Genomic DNA, 12,968 nt, shown 5'->3' with positions numbered 1-12,968 from the left:
GAAGTTGAAGAATTATGGAGGGAACGAGAGAAAATGGCAAAACAAAATAAAATGGGCATTATTCTTGCAGGTCTTCTGTTATCCATTCTTATGGCATCTATGGATAATACGATTGTAGCCACAGCAATTGGTACGATCGTTGGAGACCTAGGCGGATTTGACAAATTAATGTGGGTGACATCAGCTTATTTGGTGGCAGAGATGGCCGGCATGCCGATTTTCGGTAAATTATCTGATATGTATGGCCGTAAGCGTTTCTTTGTCTTCGGTATTCTCGTATTCATGATCGGTTCTGCCTTGTGCGGGACTGCAGAGTCTATCGTTCAACTGAGTATTTATCGCGCGATTCAGGGGATTGGCGGCGGTGCGCTTATGCCTATCGCCTTCACGATTATGTTCGATGTTGTTCCTGCGGATAAACGCGGCAAGATGGGCGGCTTATTCGGTGCGGTGTTTGGTTTATCGAGTATTTTTGGACCTCTCCTTGGGGCTTATATTACCGATTATATTCACTGGTCTTGGATTTTCTATATCAATTTACCGCTAGGCGTGATTGCATTCGTCATGATTGCTTTCTTTTACAAAGAATCTGTTCAGCATTCCAAACAAAAAATTGACTACCTTGGCGCATTTACCTTAGTAGCTTCCATCGTGTGTCTGATGTTTGCTCTTGAGCTTGGCGGCAAACAATATGCTTGGGATTCTAGCACCATCTTAGGTTTATTCGCAGCTTTTGCTGTGCTGGTCATTGCCTTTATTTTCATCGAACGTCGTGCGGAAGAACCTATCATTACTTTTGGAATGTTCAAAAATCGGCTCTATGCTACAAGTAATCTAATGGGGATGTTTGCCGGGGCAGCGTTTATTACGGCCTCTATCTATATTCCGATCTTCATCCAAGGTGTTCTCGGCGGCTCGGCAACGAATTCGGGGCTCGTTCTGCTTCCGATGATGCTCGGTTCCGTTGTTACCGCCGCGGGAGGCGGTTCTATGCTTACTAAGTTCAAATATCGCTCCATTATGATTCCGACTCTGGCGCTGCTTGTTATCGGGATTGCGCTGCTGACGACGCTAACGACCGGTTCCTCGCGTTTCATCGTCACCATCTTCATGATTATGGTCGGACTTGGCATCGGCGCCTCATTCTCCGTGTTAAGCAATGCGGCGATTCATGGTTTCACGGCAAGGCAGCGCGGCTCAGCAAGTTCGACGCTCAACTTCATGCGCTCGCTCGGCATGGCGCTGGGAATTACGGTATTCGGCATCATTCAAAGTCATGTATTCTCCAGTAAACTAGCTTCCATGTTTGGCAGTGGCGGGCAAATGCCGGTAGGGGTAGATTTGGGTGATCCCCGTAAAATTTTGACGCCGGAAACGAGGGGGTTAATTCCAACGGAGGTGCTGGACAAAATTACTGAGGCCCTTTCCTCATCGATCGTTCAGACCTTTGCTTGGGCGATTATCCCATCGGTTATTGCGCTTATAGCTGCGTTTGCTATGAGTAAAGAAAAGTTTGATCCTGCTTCTGAAATGGAAGAGTATGCGGCTTCGCATTAGGGTAGCTGAAAGTGCTTATTTGTCCAAATTGCTGCTGTTTGATGTATAAACAAGCTATTTGGCAGAATGAAATCCACTAGCTTTGCAATCGCGCGGATATAAGGGGACGTCAAGTCCCGATGATAGCAAAATGTGTCATGATAGCGAGTTTGAGGGAACTACAGGGCGCTATCATTCTGAAAACCGCTGTATTCCATTGCAGAGGGAACTACGATCCGCTATTTCACCATTTTCCGGTTGGGATCAGCAGGTTCCGCTTAAATAGCGGATCTCAGTTCCCTTTCATGCTACGTTTACCCCAATTCCCACCATTTAGCGGATCATAGTTCCTTTTCAAACGACGCTTCCTGTCATTGTAAGCACAACAAAGGGAACTAGGATCCGCTATATTGTTGAAAACCGTTATGAAGCCGCTCATCTCTTAGGGCGGCAAAGCCTCTTTTCTTATATAATAATAGAAAGTATAAGTCATTGGTGGATTTAAGAGGTTCTCCTTTTTTAGTTGACGTCAACCGCAGACCTTTTTGCTTTGGAGGTTTTCGGTTTTGTGTGGCATCTAATGAACTGTAGGATGCTTATCGACGAGAAAATGGCTACTTTGGAGATGTAATGAACTGGATTGGCGTTATCCGGCACTTTATTGGCGGAATGGTTATCAATTGCTAGCATTAGCGCATCTAGAATTCATTAGATTTTCAGAATGAGCGATTTTGGCCGAATAAAGGGTATTGAGTTCGTAAGGAGACTTGCGAAGGTACATTGACTTGAAGACCTAGCCGCAGGCTAGGTTTTTTATTTTATTTTTGCATAAGAGGGAATCATATCTTTCCGCCTATACACATTAAGAATTAAGCCAATCGCTGCAAATTGGAAAATGACGAGCGTGCCCCCATAGCTGACAAAGGGCAGCGTGAAAGACGTTAACGGAGCCCAACCAAGGGCCATCAGCATAGGCCAAATAAACTGAATAACAAACAAGGTAAGAATCCCCGATAGCATTGCTTTCCCGTAGGCATCTTGAATTTTGCTGCTGAGCTGCAAGGCATGGAAAACAAATAGAATGACCATCATGAGCATGAGCAGGCCAGCTATCCAGCCAAAGCAATAAATGAGAAAAGGAAACATCATGTTGGAATGAATTTCTGGCAGCGTTGCCAGCGGAGTACCGAAGCCTTGCCCCCACCAGCCGCCAGATGTGATAGTTTTTTTGGATTGGGTGAGCACATAATTTAAGCCTTGCGGATCTTCATAGGGATTTAAGAAAGCGGTCCAGCGGGAGAGATAGGTTTCTTTTAGAAGGATGAAAAGAATGGCCCCAAGCAACAAACTAAGGTGTGTAATGATAATTTTTCTAGTTTTCTTTAAGACGATCAGCATCATCATACTTCCGCTAAATAACAAAACAAAATCAGTGACCGAATGTGATTTCAAGATTAGGATGCTTGGCAGCAGAACAGTTCCTAAGTTGGACCAAGCCGACCAAGCGAGCGGGCTGATCCGAGAGTTAGTATTCACACGGGCAGGTGAGCTCGTCCATATCCCAGCCAGCGACAGCAGAAACAGGTAAGGAGTGAGTGAGATGAAGTTGATTCCAACCCTTCCGAATGATAAGTAACCACTTGAACCATTTATTTTTGTGCCGACAACGATAGCAAATATCAGCATGAACAAGGTAACGAAGTACAAAGTCCAGGAATATTTGGCCAGTTTCGTGTAATTGCCAAAGCTTATCGCGAGCATGAGAAGACCGCCAACACAGACATAAACGACTTGCTTGATGCCAATGGCAGAAAAACCATTGGAAGCTTGGGCAGCAAAAATGGCGACAAGCCCAAACATCATAAAAGCAGCTATTAAAGCAAGCAGCTTCCAATCCGTTCGAGGTCGGTGGACCTGATGAAATTGCGCGCCGATAATGTCGGGAGCACCCATTTGGCTAATTGCTTCTTGAATGGCAGCCGTAAGCTCAACGCCTCGCTCCATTTTCTCCGTGATGATATCTTCGAGATGACTCTCTAGCTCCATACGCACTTCATGATGAACTTCCTTGGATTGAATATGGGAGATGACCTGTTTCATAAATTCGCGGATATCTTCATGTTGCCGATATAGCTTCATACGCTGCCACCCTCCCCGAGAACACGATCTACTGTTCTGCGAAACAACTGCCATTCCTGCTTTTTGAGGCCGAGTTCGGCCTTGCCGTTGGAGGTAATTCGGTAATATTTGCGTTTGCGGCCATCCTTCTCCTCCCAGTAAGCTTCCACCCATTTGTCGGATTCAAGGGTGTGCAGAATTGGGTAAAGTGTCCCTTCCTTCAAGGTGAAAACGCCATCGGAATTCGCTTCCATCTCTTTGGTCATTTCGTAACCATACATATCTTTGCGGTTCAAAAGTGTAAGAATCAGAATGACCGTGCTGCCCTTCATAAGCTCCTTGCTGATTTTCATCACAGGCTCCTTTCTTTGTGTGTAGATTATCTATGCATCGTATATCTATGTATAAGTATAGCGATCGGCTTTTAATTTGGCAAATAAAGTATGCTAAAATAGAAGGGGACTCTGTAATAACCCCAACAATGAGTAAGAAGAGATCGCCGTCTGGATTTCTAAAACTAATCAAAGAGGAGCATGAGCATATGTATGATCATTTAGTTTCTTTTAAATTCAAGCAGAAATTGGATGCAGAGAAAGAGCAGGCACTCATCGAAACCTTGTTATCTTTTAAAAACCTGATCCCCGGTATCGTCGAAATTACTGCTGGCGTGAACGTGACAGAAGAAGTTGACAATATCCAGGGCTATACACTGGGCTTCGAGTGACGTTTGAGAATCAAGAAGCGCTCCAGCAGTATGGACCGCATCCTGAACATCAGCAGTTTGTCCAATCGCTGGCCGGGCTGCTTGATAATGTGATTGTGATTGACTATCCCATTAAGTAGGAAAGGGCTTCTGAGCGGCGGGGATAGTGGCGCGAAGTTTGACAAACAGCGTTACAGTGCGAAGGAAGCTCTGTGAGACTTCGTCACAACACGAAAAGATTGCCAGCACCTAGCCAAGATGGCTGGGAAGCAGGCAATCTTTTTGCGTTATCCGTCAAGGCTCTCTGCGTGGTTGAATAAGAGTCTTTGGAGACTGCTATCTGCGCGGCAATCGAGATTTTGAGCGGAATAAGAGCCTCCAGGGGCTGTTATTAGTCACTTCAACCGGGAATTTCCGGCTATTTGAACAAATAAGAGTCCTTGGAGACTGCTAACTACGCCGGAACAAGTGTTCTAAGCGGAATAAGAGTCCATAGGGATTCTTATTGTGGGGCTATCTCTTGAGCCCAAGCAATGTCCGCTTCATTGTGCATCATTTTTCTCGGCTTGGCGTTCCTTCCAGAAAAGGACGGTCAGCATCCGCTCGACCCATTCTTTGTCTTCAGGTGTAAGAAGAAACCCATCGAACATGAGCTCATTTTCACGGAGAAACCGACGTAAATTAACGGGGTTGCTTTGGAAGTTTGCTTCGGATGGCGATGATTCAAGATAACCTGCGATATCCATAAGCTCGGAATATGAGGTATTGAGCCCTTCGGAAAGCTTCATCAACACTTCCGGTGAGGGAATCCCCCGATTGCCATTCTCTAATTGAGAAATATAGGCCGCAGAAACGCCCGAGCGATCAGCCAATTCGCGAATGGTGAAGCCTTTCAATTTCCGCATATCTCTTAATTTATCGTAAAAATACATGAATTCTCACCCTCACAAACAAAAGTAAACATTAGTAAACAATCTAATAGTAACAGTTTACTTTAGTAATTACAATTGTTTATGAGAAATTAATTGGAAAGGATTAGTTGTATTTTTTGAAAATAAGTACGGCATTGTGCCCGCCGAATCCGAACGAACTGGACAAGCCGTAGCGCAGCTCCACTTTTCGCGCAATGAGAGGGACATAATCCAGATCACATTGGGGATCCGGGTTCTCGAGATTGATGGTTGGCGGGATCAAACTGTCTTGCAGCGTCTTGATAAGTGCAACGGCTTCAACACCGCCGGCGGCACCGAGCATGTGCCCGATCATCGATTTATTGGCGCTGATCGGCACATTGTAGGCCGCTTTGCCAAGCAGACGCTTAATCGCCAGCGTCTCCGAAAGATCACCTGCGATCGTGCTTGTCGCGTGCGCGTTGATCGTGTCGATCTCTTCGGCCGCAATCCCGGCGTCGGCAACAGCGTCGCGCATGGCTCGGTAGGCCCCCGAGCCCTCTGGATCGGTCGCCACAATGTGGTAGGCGTCCGAGGTTGATCCATAGCCGACGAGCTCGGCATGGATGCGGGCCCCGCGGCGCTCGGCATGCTCGAGCGACTCGATCACGAGCACGCCGGCGCCTTCGGCGGCGACGAATCCGTCGCGCTGCGCGTCGAACGGACGGCTCGCCTGCTCCGGCGCCTCACAGCGCGTCGACAGCGCCGTCGCATTGCCGAAGCCTGCCAGCGCGAGGTCGATGACCGTCGCTTCGGCGCCGCCGGCAATGACGACATCCGCGCCTCCGCGCTGGATCAGCTTCATAGCCTCGCCGATGGCATTGTTGCCCGTGGCGCAGGCTGTGACCGGGGCGAGGGACGGGCCTTTCGCCCCGAATAGAATGCTAACCTGGGCGGCTGCCATGTTGGCAATCATCATCGGCACCACGGTCGGGCTGACACGGCTAGGTCCGCGGTTCAGCAAAGTACGATAATTGTCAAGAATCGTATGGATTCCGCCAATGCCGGAGCCGATATAGACACCGACTCGCTCCTCATTGGTCGCATCAATCACCAGCTGCGCATCCTCGATAGCTTGCTTGGCTGCGGCAACGGCGAACTGACAGTAGCGATCCATGCGGCGCACCTCACGCCGCCCGACGGCAGCTTCTGCATCGAAATCTCGCACAACCCCAGCAAAGTCCGTTTTATATGCTGAAACATCCATATGATCAATTGTAGTAATTCCTGATTTCCCTTCGGACAGATGCGTCCAGAATGTATCTACGTCATTTCCGATTGGCGTGATGACCCCCATGCCTGTTACGACTACTCTTTTCATTTCATGTTCCTCCTTACGTGTAATGCTATTAGATTGTCACACTTGTTATCCTATTACAAGTAACGGTTTATACTGGTATAATAACTTCTAGGTTACAAGTTTCAAGGAGGCCAAAATTATGAACACCAAAGAACGTCTTCAAGCATTGTCTGAATTTCTGAAGGTTCATCGGGCGAGAATTCAACCAAGTGAAGCTGGCTTATTAAGCGGCAGCCGCAGGCGTACGCCAGGTCTCCGGCGTGAGGAAGTCGCCACGATAGCGGGCGTCAGCACAACTTGGTACACATGGCTGGAGCAAGGAAGAGAAATCAAAATGTCAGTTCAGGTCCTGGATCGCATCGCAATGGCTTTGCAGCTTAATGAAGATGAGCGGCAGTACTTGTTCATGTTGGCGCTTGAGCAGCCAGCGCCGACTACATTTATCGATAAAAGCCCGACGATTAGCCCAGCATTGACTCGCATTCTATCGGAGCTGCACGACTGCCCAACAATTATCTCAGATCGCAGATGCAATATTGTAGGTTGGAATCAAGCGGCTGCTGCTATATTTCTTGATTTTTCTAAGATTCCCCCTGATCAGCGAAATATGATTTGGCTGCTTTTTACACGAAAGGAGTTGAAAGCTTTGGCGGTAAATTGGAGTGATTTCGTCAAGGGGTTCCTGGCGATGTTCCGCTCCTATTACGGGCAATATGTGGCTGACAACTGGTACAGTGAATTTATTGAGAATATCAGTGAGCAGAACAAGGACTTTCGCACCTTCTGGGATCAAAGTGATGTCAGCACGGCACCGGATGTTTTCATTGAATTTCGGCATGCCAAAGTAGGCAAAATGCTGTTCGATTTGACGACGCTTCAGGTTCAGGGGCGGACAGATTTGAGATGTAGTGTCTATACCCCAGCGCAGGATTCAGATACGGATTCCAAGATCAGACTCTTGATGAGCAAACTGGAAGAACCCAATTAATTCCGAGCTCGAACTTATGATTACAAATGTAAACAAATCTTGTTGCATTTGTAAAAAATAATGGTATAATATTTCTAGGAGAACAAGATGGGAACGGGGAGGGTTTCATCATCATCATCAGTTCCGGGAAAATAGTGTTCGTTAGTGGGAGTTTACTTTTGTAAACATTCATTAACTTCCATAAGGGGGTAATGGGACATGAAAATAATGGCTAAAACCGATGCATTCATTAAAGCGCGAATTATAAAGGGGTATTCCCAGAGAGAGTTGGCGAAGCATTCGGGATTAAGCCATGCTTATATCAGCTTACTGGAAAGATCAATTAAATCAGTAGGACCTGCCACAGCCAAAAAATTAAGTGATTTATTGGAGAAAGATTTAGAAGAAGTTTTTCGAATAGAGTTGCTCTAATTAACTTAGGGAAGAGAACCTAGCTTGCGGCTAGGTTCTTTCTGTTGGAGCAGCATCATGGAGCATTGGATCCCGAAAAGAACTAAAAAACTTGATAATTGCCGACAAGTCATATAAAGTTTGAAGAAGGAATTGCCGTAGGGAGGTTGTCAAGTTTGAAAAAATTAGGAATAGCACTGCTGATTGCTTCTGCGTTAGCATTCTTATCCGCTTTTACGATTCCTTTTCTCGTACATTCGGGGACAAAGATGACGGGCTGGATTGCTGGACTACTTGTTTGCAGCGAAGTTATGTTCTGGACAGGTGGTCTTATCCTGGGGAAAGAAGTTGCACGGAAATACAGACGGTATTTGAACCCGAAAAACTGGGGCAGCAAACCTAAGGAAATGAAGAAAGATAACGAATAAATGCGCGATAGGTATTAAAAGCGCACAGGCAGAGCTGGAATTATACGGATCTGTGGACAGAAAGGATGAGCATCATGTTTACAATCACAAGTTATACTGTCGAATTGGTGAAGGATCCATTTAAGATTTTGACCGGACAGCGCTATGAGTTCCTCCTTGATATTGAGGTTGAGGAAGATGACGATATGTATTCGGAAAGCGGCCTCTATATTCGAGTTATTTACAATGTAGAGGAAGATAAATCAGGCTTGTTGAAGTACGAAGTGTATGAGAAAACGACGCAGCTTTATCTCGATTTTGAGCTTGAAGATGATGAGGTTGTTAGCGTAGCAGCTTTTTGCAAAGAGCATGTGCATGAAGGAAATGAGTAAAAATGCTTTATGCCAAGCAGTTTTTTTTGTAAGATACATATGAAAGGGGAGAGTTGCTAGTGCTGGCTTCCATTTTGGTAGGACTTGTTGCACTTGAACATCTGTATATTTTAGTATTGGAAATGTTTCTTTGGACTACACCGCGTGGATTGAAGGCTTTCGGCCAGACCAAAGAACAAGCTGAGCAATCGAAGTCGCTTGCTGCGAATCAAGGCCTCTACAACGGATTTCTGGCAGCAGGTCTGGTATGGGGGATCGTCCATCCTGATCCGGTGATCGGTCGTTCCATAGAAATCTTTTTCTTGATCTGCGTAATCATCGCCGCACTCTATGGCGGTGCAACGGCTAAGAAATCGATCTGGTTGGTGCAAGGGTTACCCGCTGTCATTGCACTTATTATTGTTCTGTTATAGAAATAGTGAAGTCTACCCCCGTATTGTGCAAATAAGAGTCTTTAGCAGCTCCTATTTGCACAAAACGGGGGTTTTTTTTATGGGTAGCGCTCTTTAAAGACTCTTATCTCCAGTGAAACACGCATAAACTCCCCTTTTACAAGAAGAAAGAGTCTCCAAGAGCTCTTATTTGCACGAGAAATGCCAGTTCTACAAGATTATTAGAAGTCTTTGGAGGCTCTAATCAAGAGGTAAAACCATAACCGAATAAAAAAATCATCAGTGGCTGACATTTGTTATTATTTTTGTAGGAGAGTGGTTCGTTGTTTCAAAGCAACCAAGGCAACAAGGATCCCCAACAAAGCTATTCCTGCATCGATGAAGAAAGCCACGCGAATTGCACCATTCAGATCATTAAGCGACATGGACTCCATAGTAGCTTCCGTATCTAAACTAGTGGAAATAATCGCCATAATGACAGCCAAACCAATAGAACCGCCAATTTGTTGTCCAGTGGTTACAATGGCTGAAGCAACCCCCTGTTCCTGCGGATTAATACCGGTGCTTGCAGCGATGTACATTGTGGTGAATACGAAAGCTTGACCGATGCCGAGGATAAGAATGCCTGGAAGGATGCTCCAAGCGGAACCGGAAGTTGATAGCTGGGTTAGCAGGATAAACCCGAGGACACCAAGCGCCATGCCGCATGCCATGGTTCCGGCAATACCTACCGCTGAAACCATTTTGTTGATGAGTCTCGCACCTAACAGCGCACTAAGTGTTAAAGGTAAGAAGCTGAGCCCTGACTGAATAGCAGAGTAATGCAAAACGTCCTGTGTGTAAAGCGTAAGGAAGTAATACAAAGTTCCAAAGGAAGCGGAAAATAAGGCAGCCAATATCGCGGCACCCATTAAGCTGTGATTTCGGAATAGCCGAAAAGGGAGCAAAGGCTCTTGTGTACGTTTTTCAATTCGAATAAATAACAATAACGCAGCAATTCCAATGAGTCCGGGGAAAAGGGTAGATGGGCTTAACCATCCCAAAACCGGGGATTGTATCAAATAATATACAATCAAGATCATGCCGAGTGTGACAGTGATGGTGCCAGCGACATCATAATGACGCGTTTTTGATGGGGATTTACTTTCCTGGAGCACGAAAGGCGAGAGCATGACAACAAGCAGAGCAATCGGAACATTGACGAAGAAAGTCGCCTCCCAGCCGATGTAATTGGTTAAAATTCCCCCAAACAACAGCCCAGCGGACATCCCGACGCCGCCCATCGCTGACCAGACACCAAGAGCACGGTTTCGTTCCTGTCCTTCTTCGAAATTAGACATGATCAGGGAAAGTGTTGCAGGAGAAAGTAAAGCACCTCCAAGTCCCTGAATGCCTCTTGCCAAAATGAGCAGGAGTTGGTCGTCTGCAAAACCACCGAGAAGTGAACCTAGCCCGAAGAGACTCATGGCTACAATAAACATTCGTCTTCTTCCAATTAAGTCCGATAGTCGTCCTCCAATGAGCAGAAAGCCACCAAAAACTAACGAATAGGCGCTAATGACCCATTGTAGATGGTTTGGTGAGAAGCCTAATTCGGTTGCAATAGAGGGCAAAGCGACGAAGATTATCGTGTAATCCAATGCTAATACAAATTGGGAAATAGCAAGCAGCAGCAATGCTAAGCCTTTAAATTTCGTTAAATACATAAAAACACTCCTTATATTAGACTGATCAGTCCGAAAATTGCAAAAAAATGATGGCTGATTCTAGACTAAATGGTCTGGTAATTTCAAAAATATAATGAAGCACGTTAGTATGCTCCATTATGACTCAAGTGTTGTGAGAATGACCGCGGCAATATCGTCCAAAACTTTTGGATCGGTAGATAACTTGGCTGCTTGGGTTAGTGAATATCTCGCATGGGTTAAGTATCTGGCCAGCATTTCCAAATTTATATGAGCACTAAGCTCATTTTGTTGCTTAGCTTTTAGTAGTGCTTCGTAGAACGCTTCTTCTATACGTGCGATGTCTGCATTGAAAAATTGTGCAAGCTGCGCATCATGCGGCACTTGATCGATTGCGCTCTGCATGATGAAGCACTCCTTGCGGCGCAGCTCATCCTGCAAAACGGCTACAGCTTCGAGAAAAATATCTGAAATATTTTTTTTCACTGATCCTGGTCGTTCCAGATAAGCGATGACTTTGGCAGACTTCTCGTTCGCATAGTGTTTAACGGCTGTGAGAAAGAGATCTCTTTTGGTACCATAAGTGTCATAGAGGCTTTGGCGTGCTATTCCTAATCCCGCGAGTAAATTCGGTAAAGAAGTTCCTTCATATCCATAATGTCCGAACACTTCCATGGCCTTGTGCAGCACTAGTGTTTTGTCAAACTCTTTACTTCTGCCCATGTAGCAAATACCTCCTTTCGATAAGTATCTTACACTTTCCAGACTGAACAGTCAAGAAAATGTGATTACGAATGAAAAGAGGCTATTCATTTTACGCATATTTAACGACTTTGTTTTTACCGCTCGTTTTGGCCTTGTACATGGCTTCATCTGCTTGTTTAATGAGCTCTTCGGCACTGACGCCATTTTTGTACTTACTGTATCCGATGCTTGCAGTAACAATCGTTTCTTTCTCAATGCGACTGCGTACCCGCTCTGCGAAAGCATCCATTTTGATACCGGGATCTGTCACCATGACGACCATTTCTTCCCCGCCATAACGACCCGCAATTCCGCAATCCTCTGCTTCTTCCTTCATAATCTGGGCAACTTGCTTGAGCACATCATCGCCCATTTGATGTCCCTGGGTATCGTTTAATTTCTTGAAATTGTCAATGTCGCTGAATAGTATGTAGATGGGCAAATGACGCTGGACGTGCTGAGTGACTCGGTTATAGAAAAATTTGCGATTATACAAGCGTGTGAGCCCGTCCGTAATGGATGAATTGTAAATCGCCTGCATAAGCTCAACAACACGATCAAATAGCAGCATAAACAGTAGTAAATAGAACACAACTGGCAGAGCATTCCCGGCAATCGTGAGGATGGGCTGCGTATTTCCATACATATAGACATTAACAAGATGCACGGATTGGATGCAGAAATAAACGGTTAATGCCAACTGATATTTACTTTGTTGACCCACATAAGGGGGAATCATGTAAAAGCAAAGAAAGACCAAGACAAAAACGTATAACTCAAGGCCGATGTCCTGCAAAAGTCTGACTTGCTGAGGCGTACCGCTATACATCTGAGGCACGCTGAAGTGAAGCACAGATACAACAAACCCCATGATGATCAAACCATAGAAGAAGATATACTGCTTCCGCGTGGTTCGATTATATAATTGGTAGATCCCAAAATTCAGCAGAACGAACGAGATAATTTTCAGCATTAACAAGGTGTAAGACGTCAAACTGGTATCGATGGCGCTGAAAGATACGTAAATTTTGAGCAAATATTGTAGTCCTACAATGACAAGCGAGATGGTCATCGACATATAGCCTTTTTTGCGGCGATCCAGAAACAAGCGAAGCGAAATCACGAACATAAGTACAACGATGACAAACACAATTACATTGGATAATAAAGAAGCTAATTCGCCATAGAGCAGATCAACAACGCTCATACTTTCCCCCAAGATGTCCTATTTTTCGACAAGTAGTGACTCTATTATAAAGGAAAATGTGAGAGAGGGATAGAATCGTTTGTGAAGGAGTGAGGTGTTCTCTTTTCTATTCCACCTGCACCAGTTACAATAGGAAGGTAAGCTCAAGGATTTGGG

Annotated in this window: 13 protein-coding genes and 1 pseudogene; 7 read left to right on the top strand and 7 right to left on the bottom strand. The window is 45.4% G+C overall.

Annotation, left to right across the window (positions count from 1 at the left end; genetic code table 11):
- The first annotated feature begins 33 nt into the window (after positions 1 to 33).
- On the top strand, positions 34 to 1,557 hold the full coding sequence (locus LOZ80_RS20220; RefSeq protein ID WP_238166408.1) for an MDR family MFS transporter: 1,524 nt from the start codon (positions 34 to 36) through the stop codon (positions 1,555 to 1,557).
- Positions 1,558 to 2,349: 792 nt separating this feature from the next.
- On the opposite strand, the gene LOZ80_RS20215 is transcribed toward LOZ80_RS20220, so the two are convergent.
- Together LOZ80_RS20215 and LOZ80_RS20210 are read right to left on the bottom strand one after the other, a co-directional pair.
- Positions 2,350 to 3,675 (bottom strand): FtsW/RodA/SpoVE family cell cycle protein, encoded by a 1,326-nt coding sequence (locus tag LOZ80_RS20215; RefSeq protein ID WP_238166407.1) that lies wholly within the window; start codon positions 3,673 to 3,675, stop codon positions 2,350 to 2,352.
- Entirely contained in the window at positions 3,672 to 4,007 is a 336-nt protein-coding gene (locus LOZ80_RS20210) for a PadR family transcriptional regulator (protein ID WP_238166406.1), read from the bottom strand. Before LOZ80_RS20210 ends, LOZ80_RS20215 begins: the two co-directional genes overlap by 4 nt.
- Positions 4,008 to 4,039: 32 nt before the next feature.
- Here LOZ80_RS20210 and LOZ80_RS39540 point away from each other — a divergent pair.
- A pseudogene (locus tag LOZ80_RS39540) lies at positions 4,040 to 4,497 on the top strand (Dabb family protein).
- A 402-nt stretch (positions 4,498 to 4,899) separates the two neighbouring features.
- Here LOZ80_RS39540 and LOZ80_RS20195 read toward each other — a convergent pair.
- Both LOZ80_RS20195 and fabF read right to left on the bottom strand, forming a co-directional pair.
- Positions 4,900 to 5,289, bottom strand: coding sequence for a helix-turn-helix domain-containing protein (locus tag LOZ80_RS20195; RefSeq protein WP_238166403.1), 390 nt, complete (start codon positions 5,287 to 5,289; stop codon positions 4,900 to 4,902).
- Between the two features lie 103 nt (positions 5,290 to 5,392).
- Entirely contained in the window at positions 5,393 to 6,628 is a 1,236-nt protein-coding gene (gene fabF / locus LOZ80_RS20190) for a beta-ketoacyl-ACP synthase II (RefSeq protein WP_238166402.1), read from the bottom strand.
- Between the two features lie 118 nt (positions 6,629 to 6,746).
- Between fabF and LOZ80_RS20185 the strand changes: the two genes are divergently transcribed.
- From LOZ80_RS20185 to LOZ80_RS20165, 5 genes are all read left to right on the top strand, one after another.
- Positions 6,747 to 7,595 carry a helix-turn-helix transcriptional regulator gene (locus tag LOZ80_RS20185; protein WP_238166401.1) on the top strand — a complete coding sequence of 283 codons (849 nt, stop codon included), beginning with the start codon at positions 6,747 to 6,749 and terminating at the stop codon, positions 7,593 to 7,595.
- A gap of 198 nt (positions 7,596 to 7,793) precedes the next feature.
- Positions 7,794 to 8,006: a helix-turn-helix domain-containing protein gene (locus LOZ80_RS20180; RefSeq protein WP_189008869.1), complete on the top strand. Its 213-nt coding sequence runs from the start codon at positions 7,794 to 7,796 to the stop codon at positions 8,004 to 8,006.
- 155 nt (positions 8,007 to 8,161) lie between these two features.
- Positions 8,162 to 8,413, top strand: coding sequence for a transporter suffix domain-containing protein (locus LOZ80_RS20175; protein ID WP_238166400.1), 252 nt, complete (start codon positions 8,162 to 8,164; stop codon positions 8,411 to 8,413).
- Between the two features lie 74 nt (positions 8,414 to 8,487).
- A complete protein-coding gene (locus tag LOZ80_RS20170; RefSeq protein ID WP_238166399.1) occupies positions 8,488 to 8,784 on the top strand; it encodes a DUF6509 family protein in 297 nt (98 codons plus the stop codon).
- A 59-nt stretch (positions 8,785 to 8,843) separates the two neighbouring features.
- The gene (locus LOZ80_RS20165; RefSeq protein WP_443146968.1) at positions 8,844 to 9,197 is read left to right on the top strand and encodes a DUF1304 domain-containing protein; all 354 of its coding nucleotides are present in this window, start codon (positions 8,844 to 8,846) and stop codon (positions 9,195 to 9,197) included.
- A 278-nt stretch (positions 9,198 to 9,475) separates the two neighbouring features.
- Here the strand turns inward: LOZ80_RS20165 and LOZ80_RS20160 are convergent, their stop codons facing one another.
- The 3 genes from LOZ80_RS20160 to LOZ80_RS20150 all read right to left on the bottom strand — a co-directional run bounded on the left by LOZ80_RS20160 (position 9,476) and on the right by LOZ80_RS20150 (position 12,812).
- On the bottom strand, positions 9,476 to 10,882 hold the full coding sequence (locus tag LOZ80_RS20160) for an MFS transporter (protein ID WP_238166397.1): 1,407 nt from the start codon (positions 10,880 to 10,882) through the stop codon (positions 9,476 to 9,478).
- 117 nt (positions 10,883 to 10,999) lie between these two features.
- Positions 11,000 to 11,584: a TetR/AcrR family transcriptional regulator gene (locus LOZ80_RS20155; RefSeq protein ID WP_238166396.1), complete on the bottom strand. Its 585-nt coding sequence runs from the start codon at positions 11,582 to 11,584 to the stop codon at positions 11,000 to 11,002.
- Positions 11,585 to 11,675: 91 nt separating this feature from the next.
- Entirely contained in the window at positions 11,676 to 12,812 is a 1,137-nt protein-coding gene (locus LOZ80_RS20150) for a GGDEF domain-containing protein (RefSeq protein WP_238166395.1), read from the bottom strand.
- Positions 12,813 to 12,968: the final 156 nt, after the last annotated feature.

Source organism: Paenibacillus sp. HWE-109 (assembly GCF_022163125.1).
Classification (GTDB): domain Bacteria; phylum Bacillota; class Bacilli; order Paenibacillales; family NBRC-103111; genus Paenibacillus_E.
Note: the sequence above shows the minus strand (reverse complement) of the source record. Positions and strands in the feature narration are given on the sequence as shown.

Excerpts from the sequence above, each read along its gene's own strand:
- LOZ80_RS20220 (WP_238166408.1), top strand. The coding sequence starts at position 34 with ATGGCAAAACAAAATAAAATGGGCATTATTCTTGCAGGTCTTCTGTTA.
- LOZ80_RS20215 (WP_238166407.1), bottom strand. The coding sequence starts at position 3,675 with ATGAAGCTATATCGGCAACATGAAGATATCCGCGAATTTATGAAACAG.
- LOZ80_RS20210 (WP_238166406.1), bottom strand. The coding sequence starts at position 4,007 with ATGAAAATCAGCAAGGAGCTTATGAAGGGCAGCACGGTCATTCTGATT.
- LOZ80_RS20195 (WP_238166403.1), bottom strand. The coding sequence starts at position 5,289 with ATGTATTTTTACGATAAATTAAGAGATATGCGGAAATTGAAAGGCTTC.
- fabF (WP_238166402.1), bottom strand. The coding sequence starts at position 6,628 with ATGAAAAGAGTAGTCGTAACAGGCATGGGGGTCATCACGCCAATCGGA.
- LOZ80_RS20185 (WP_238166401.1), top strand. The coding sequence starts at position 6,747 with ATGAACACCAAAGAACGTCTTCAAGCATTGTCTGAATTTCTGAAGGTT.
- LOZ80_RS20180 (WP_189008869.1), top strand. The coding sequence starts at position 7,794 with ATGAAAATAATGGCTAAAACCGATGCATTCATTAAAGCGCGAATTATA.
- LOZ80_RS20170 (WP_238166399.1), top strand. The coding sequence starts at position 8,488 with ATGTTTACAATCACAAGTTATACTGTCGAATTGGTGAAGGATCCATTT.
- LOZ80_RS20160 (WP_238166397.1), bottom strand. The coding sequence starts at position 10,882 with ATGTATTTAACGAAATTTAAAGGCTTAGCATTGCTGCTGCTTGCTATT.
- LOZ80_RS20155 (WP_238166396.1), bottom strand. The coding sequence starts at position 11,584 with ATGGGCAGAAGTAAAGAGTTTGACAAAACACTAGTGCTGCACAAGGCC.
- LOZ80_RS20150 (WP_238166395.1), bottom strand. The coding sequence starts at position 12,812 with ATGAGCGTTGTTGATCTGCTCTATGGCGAATTAGCTTCTTTATTATCC.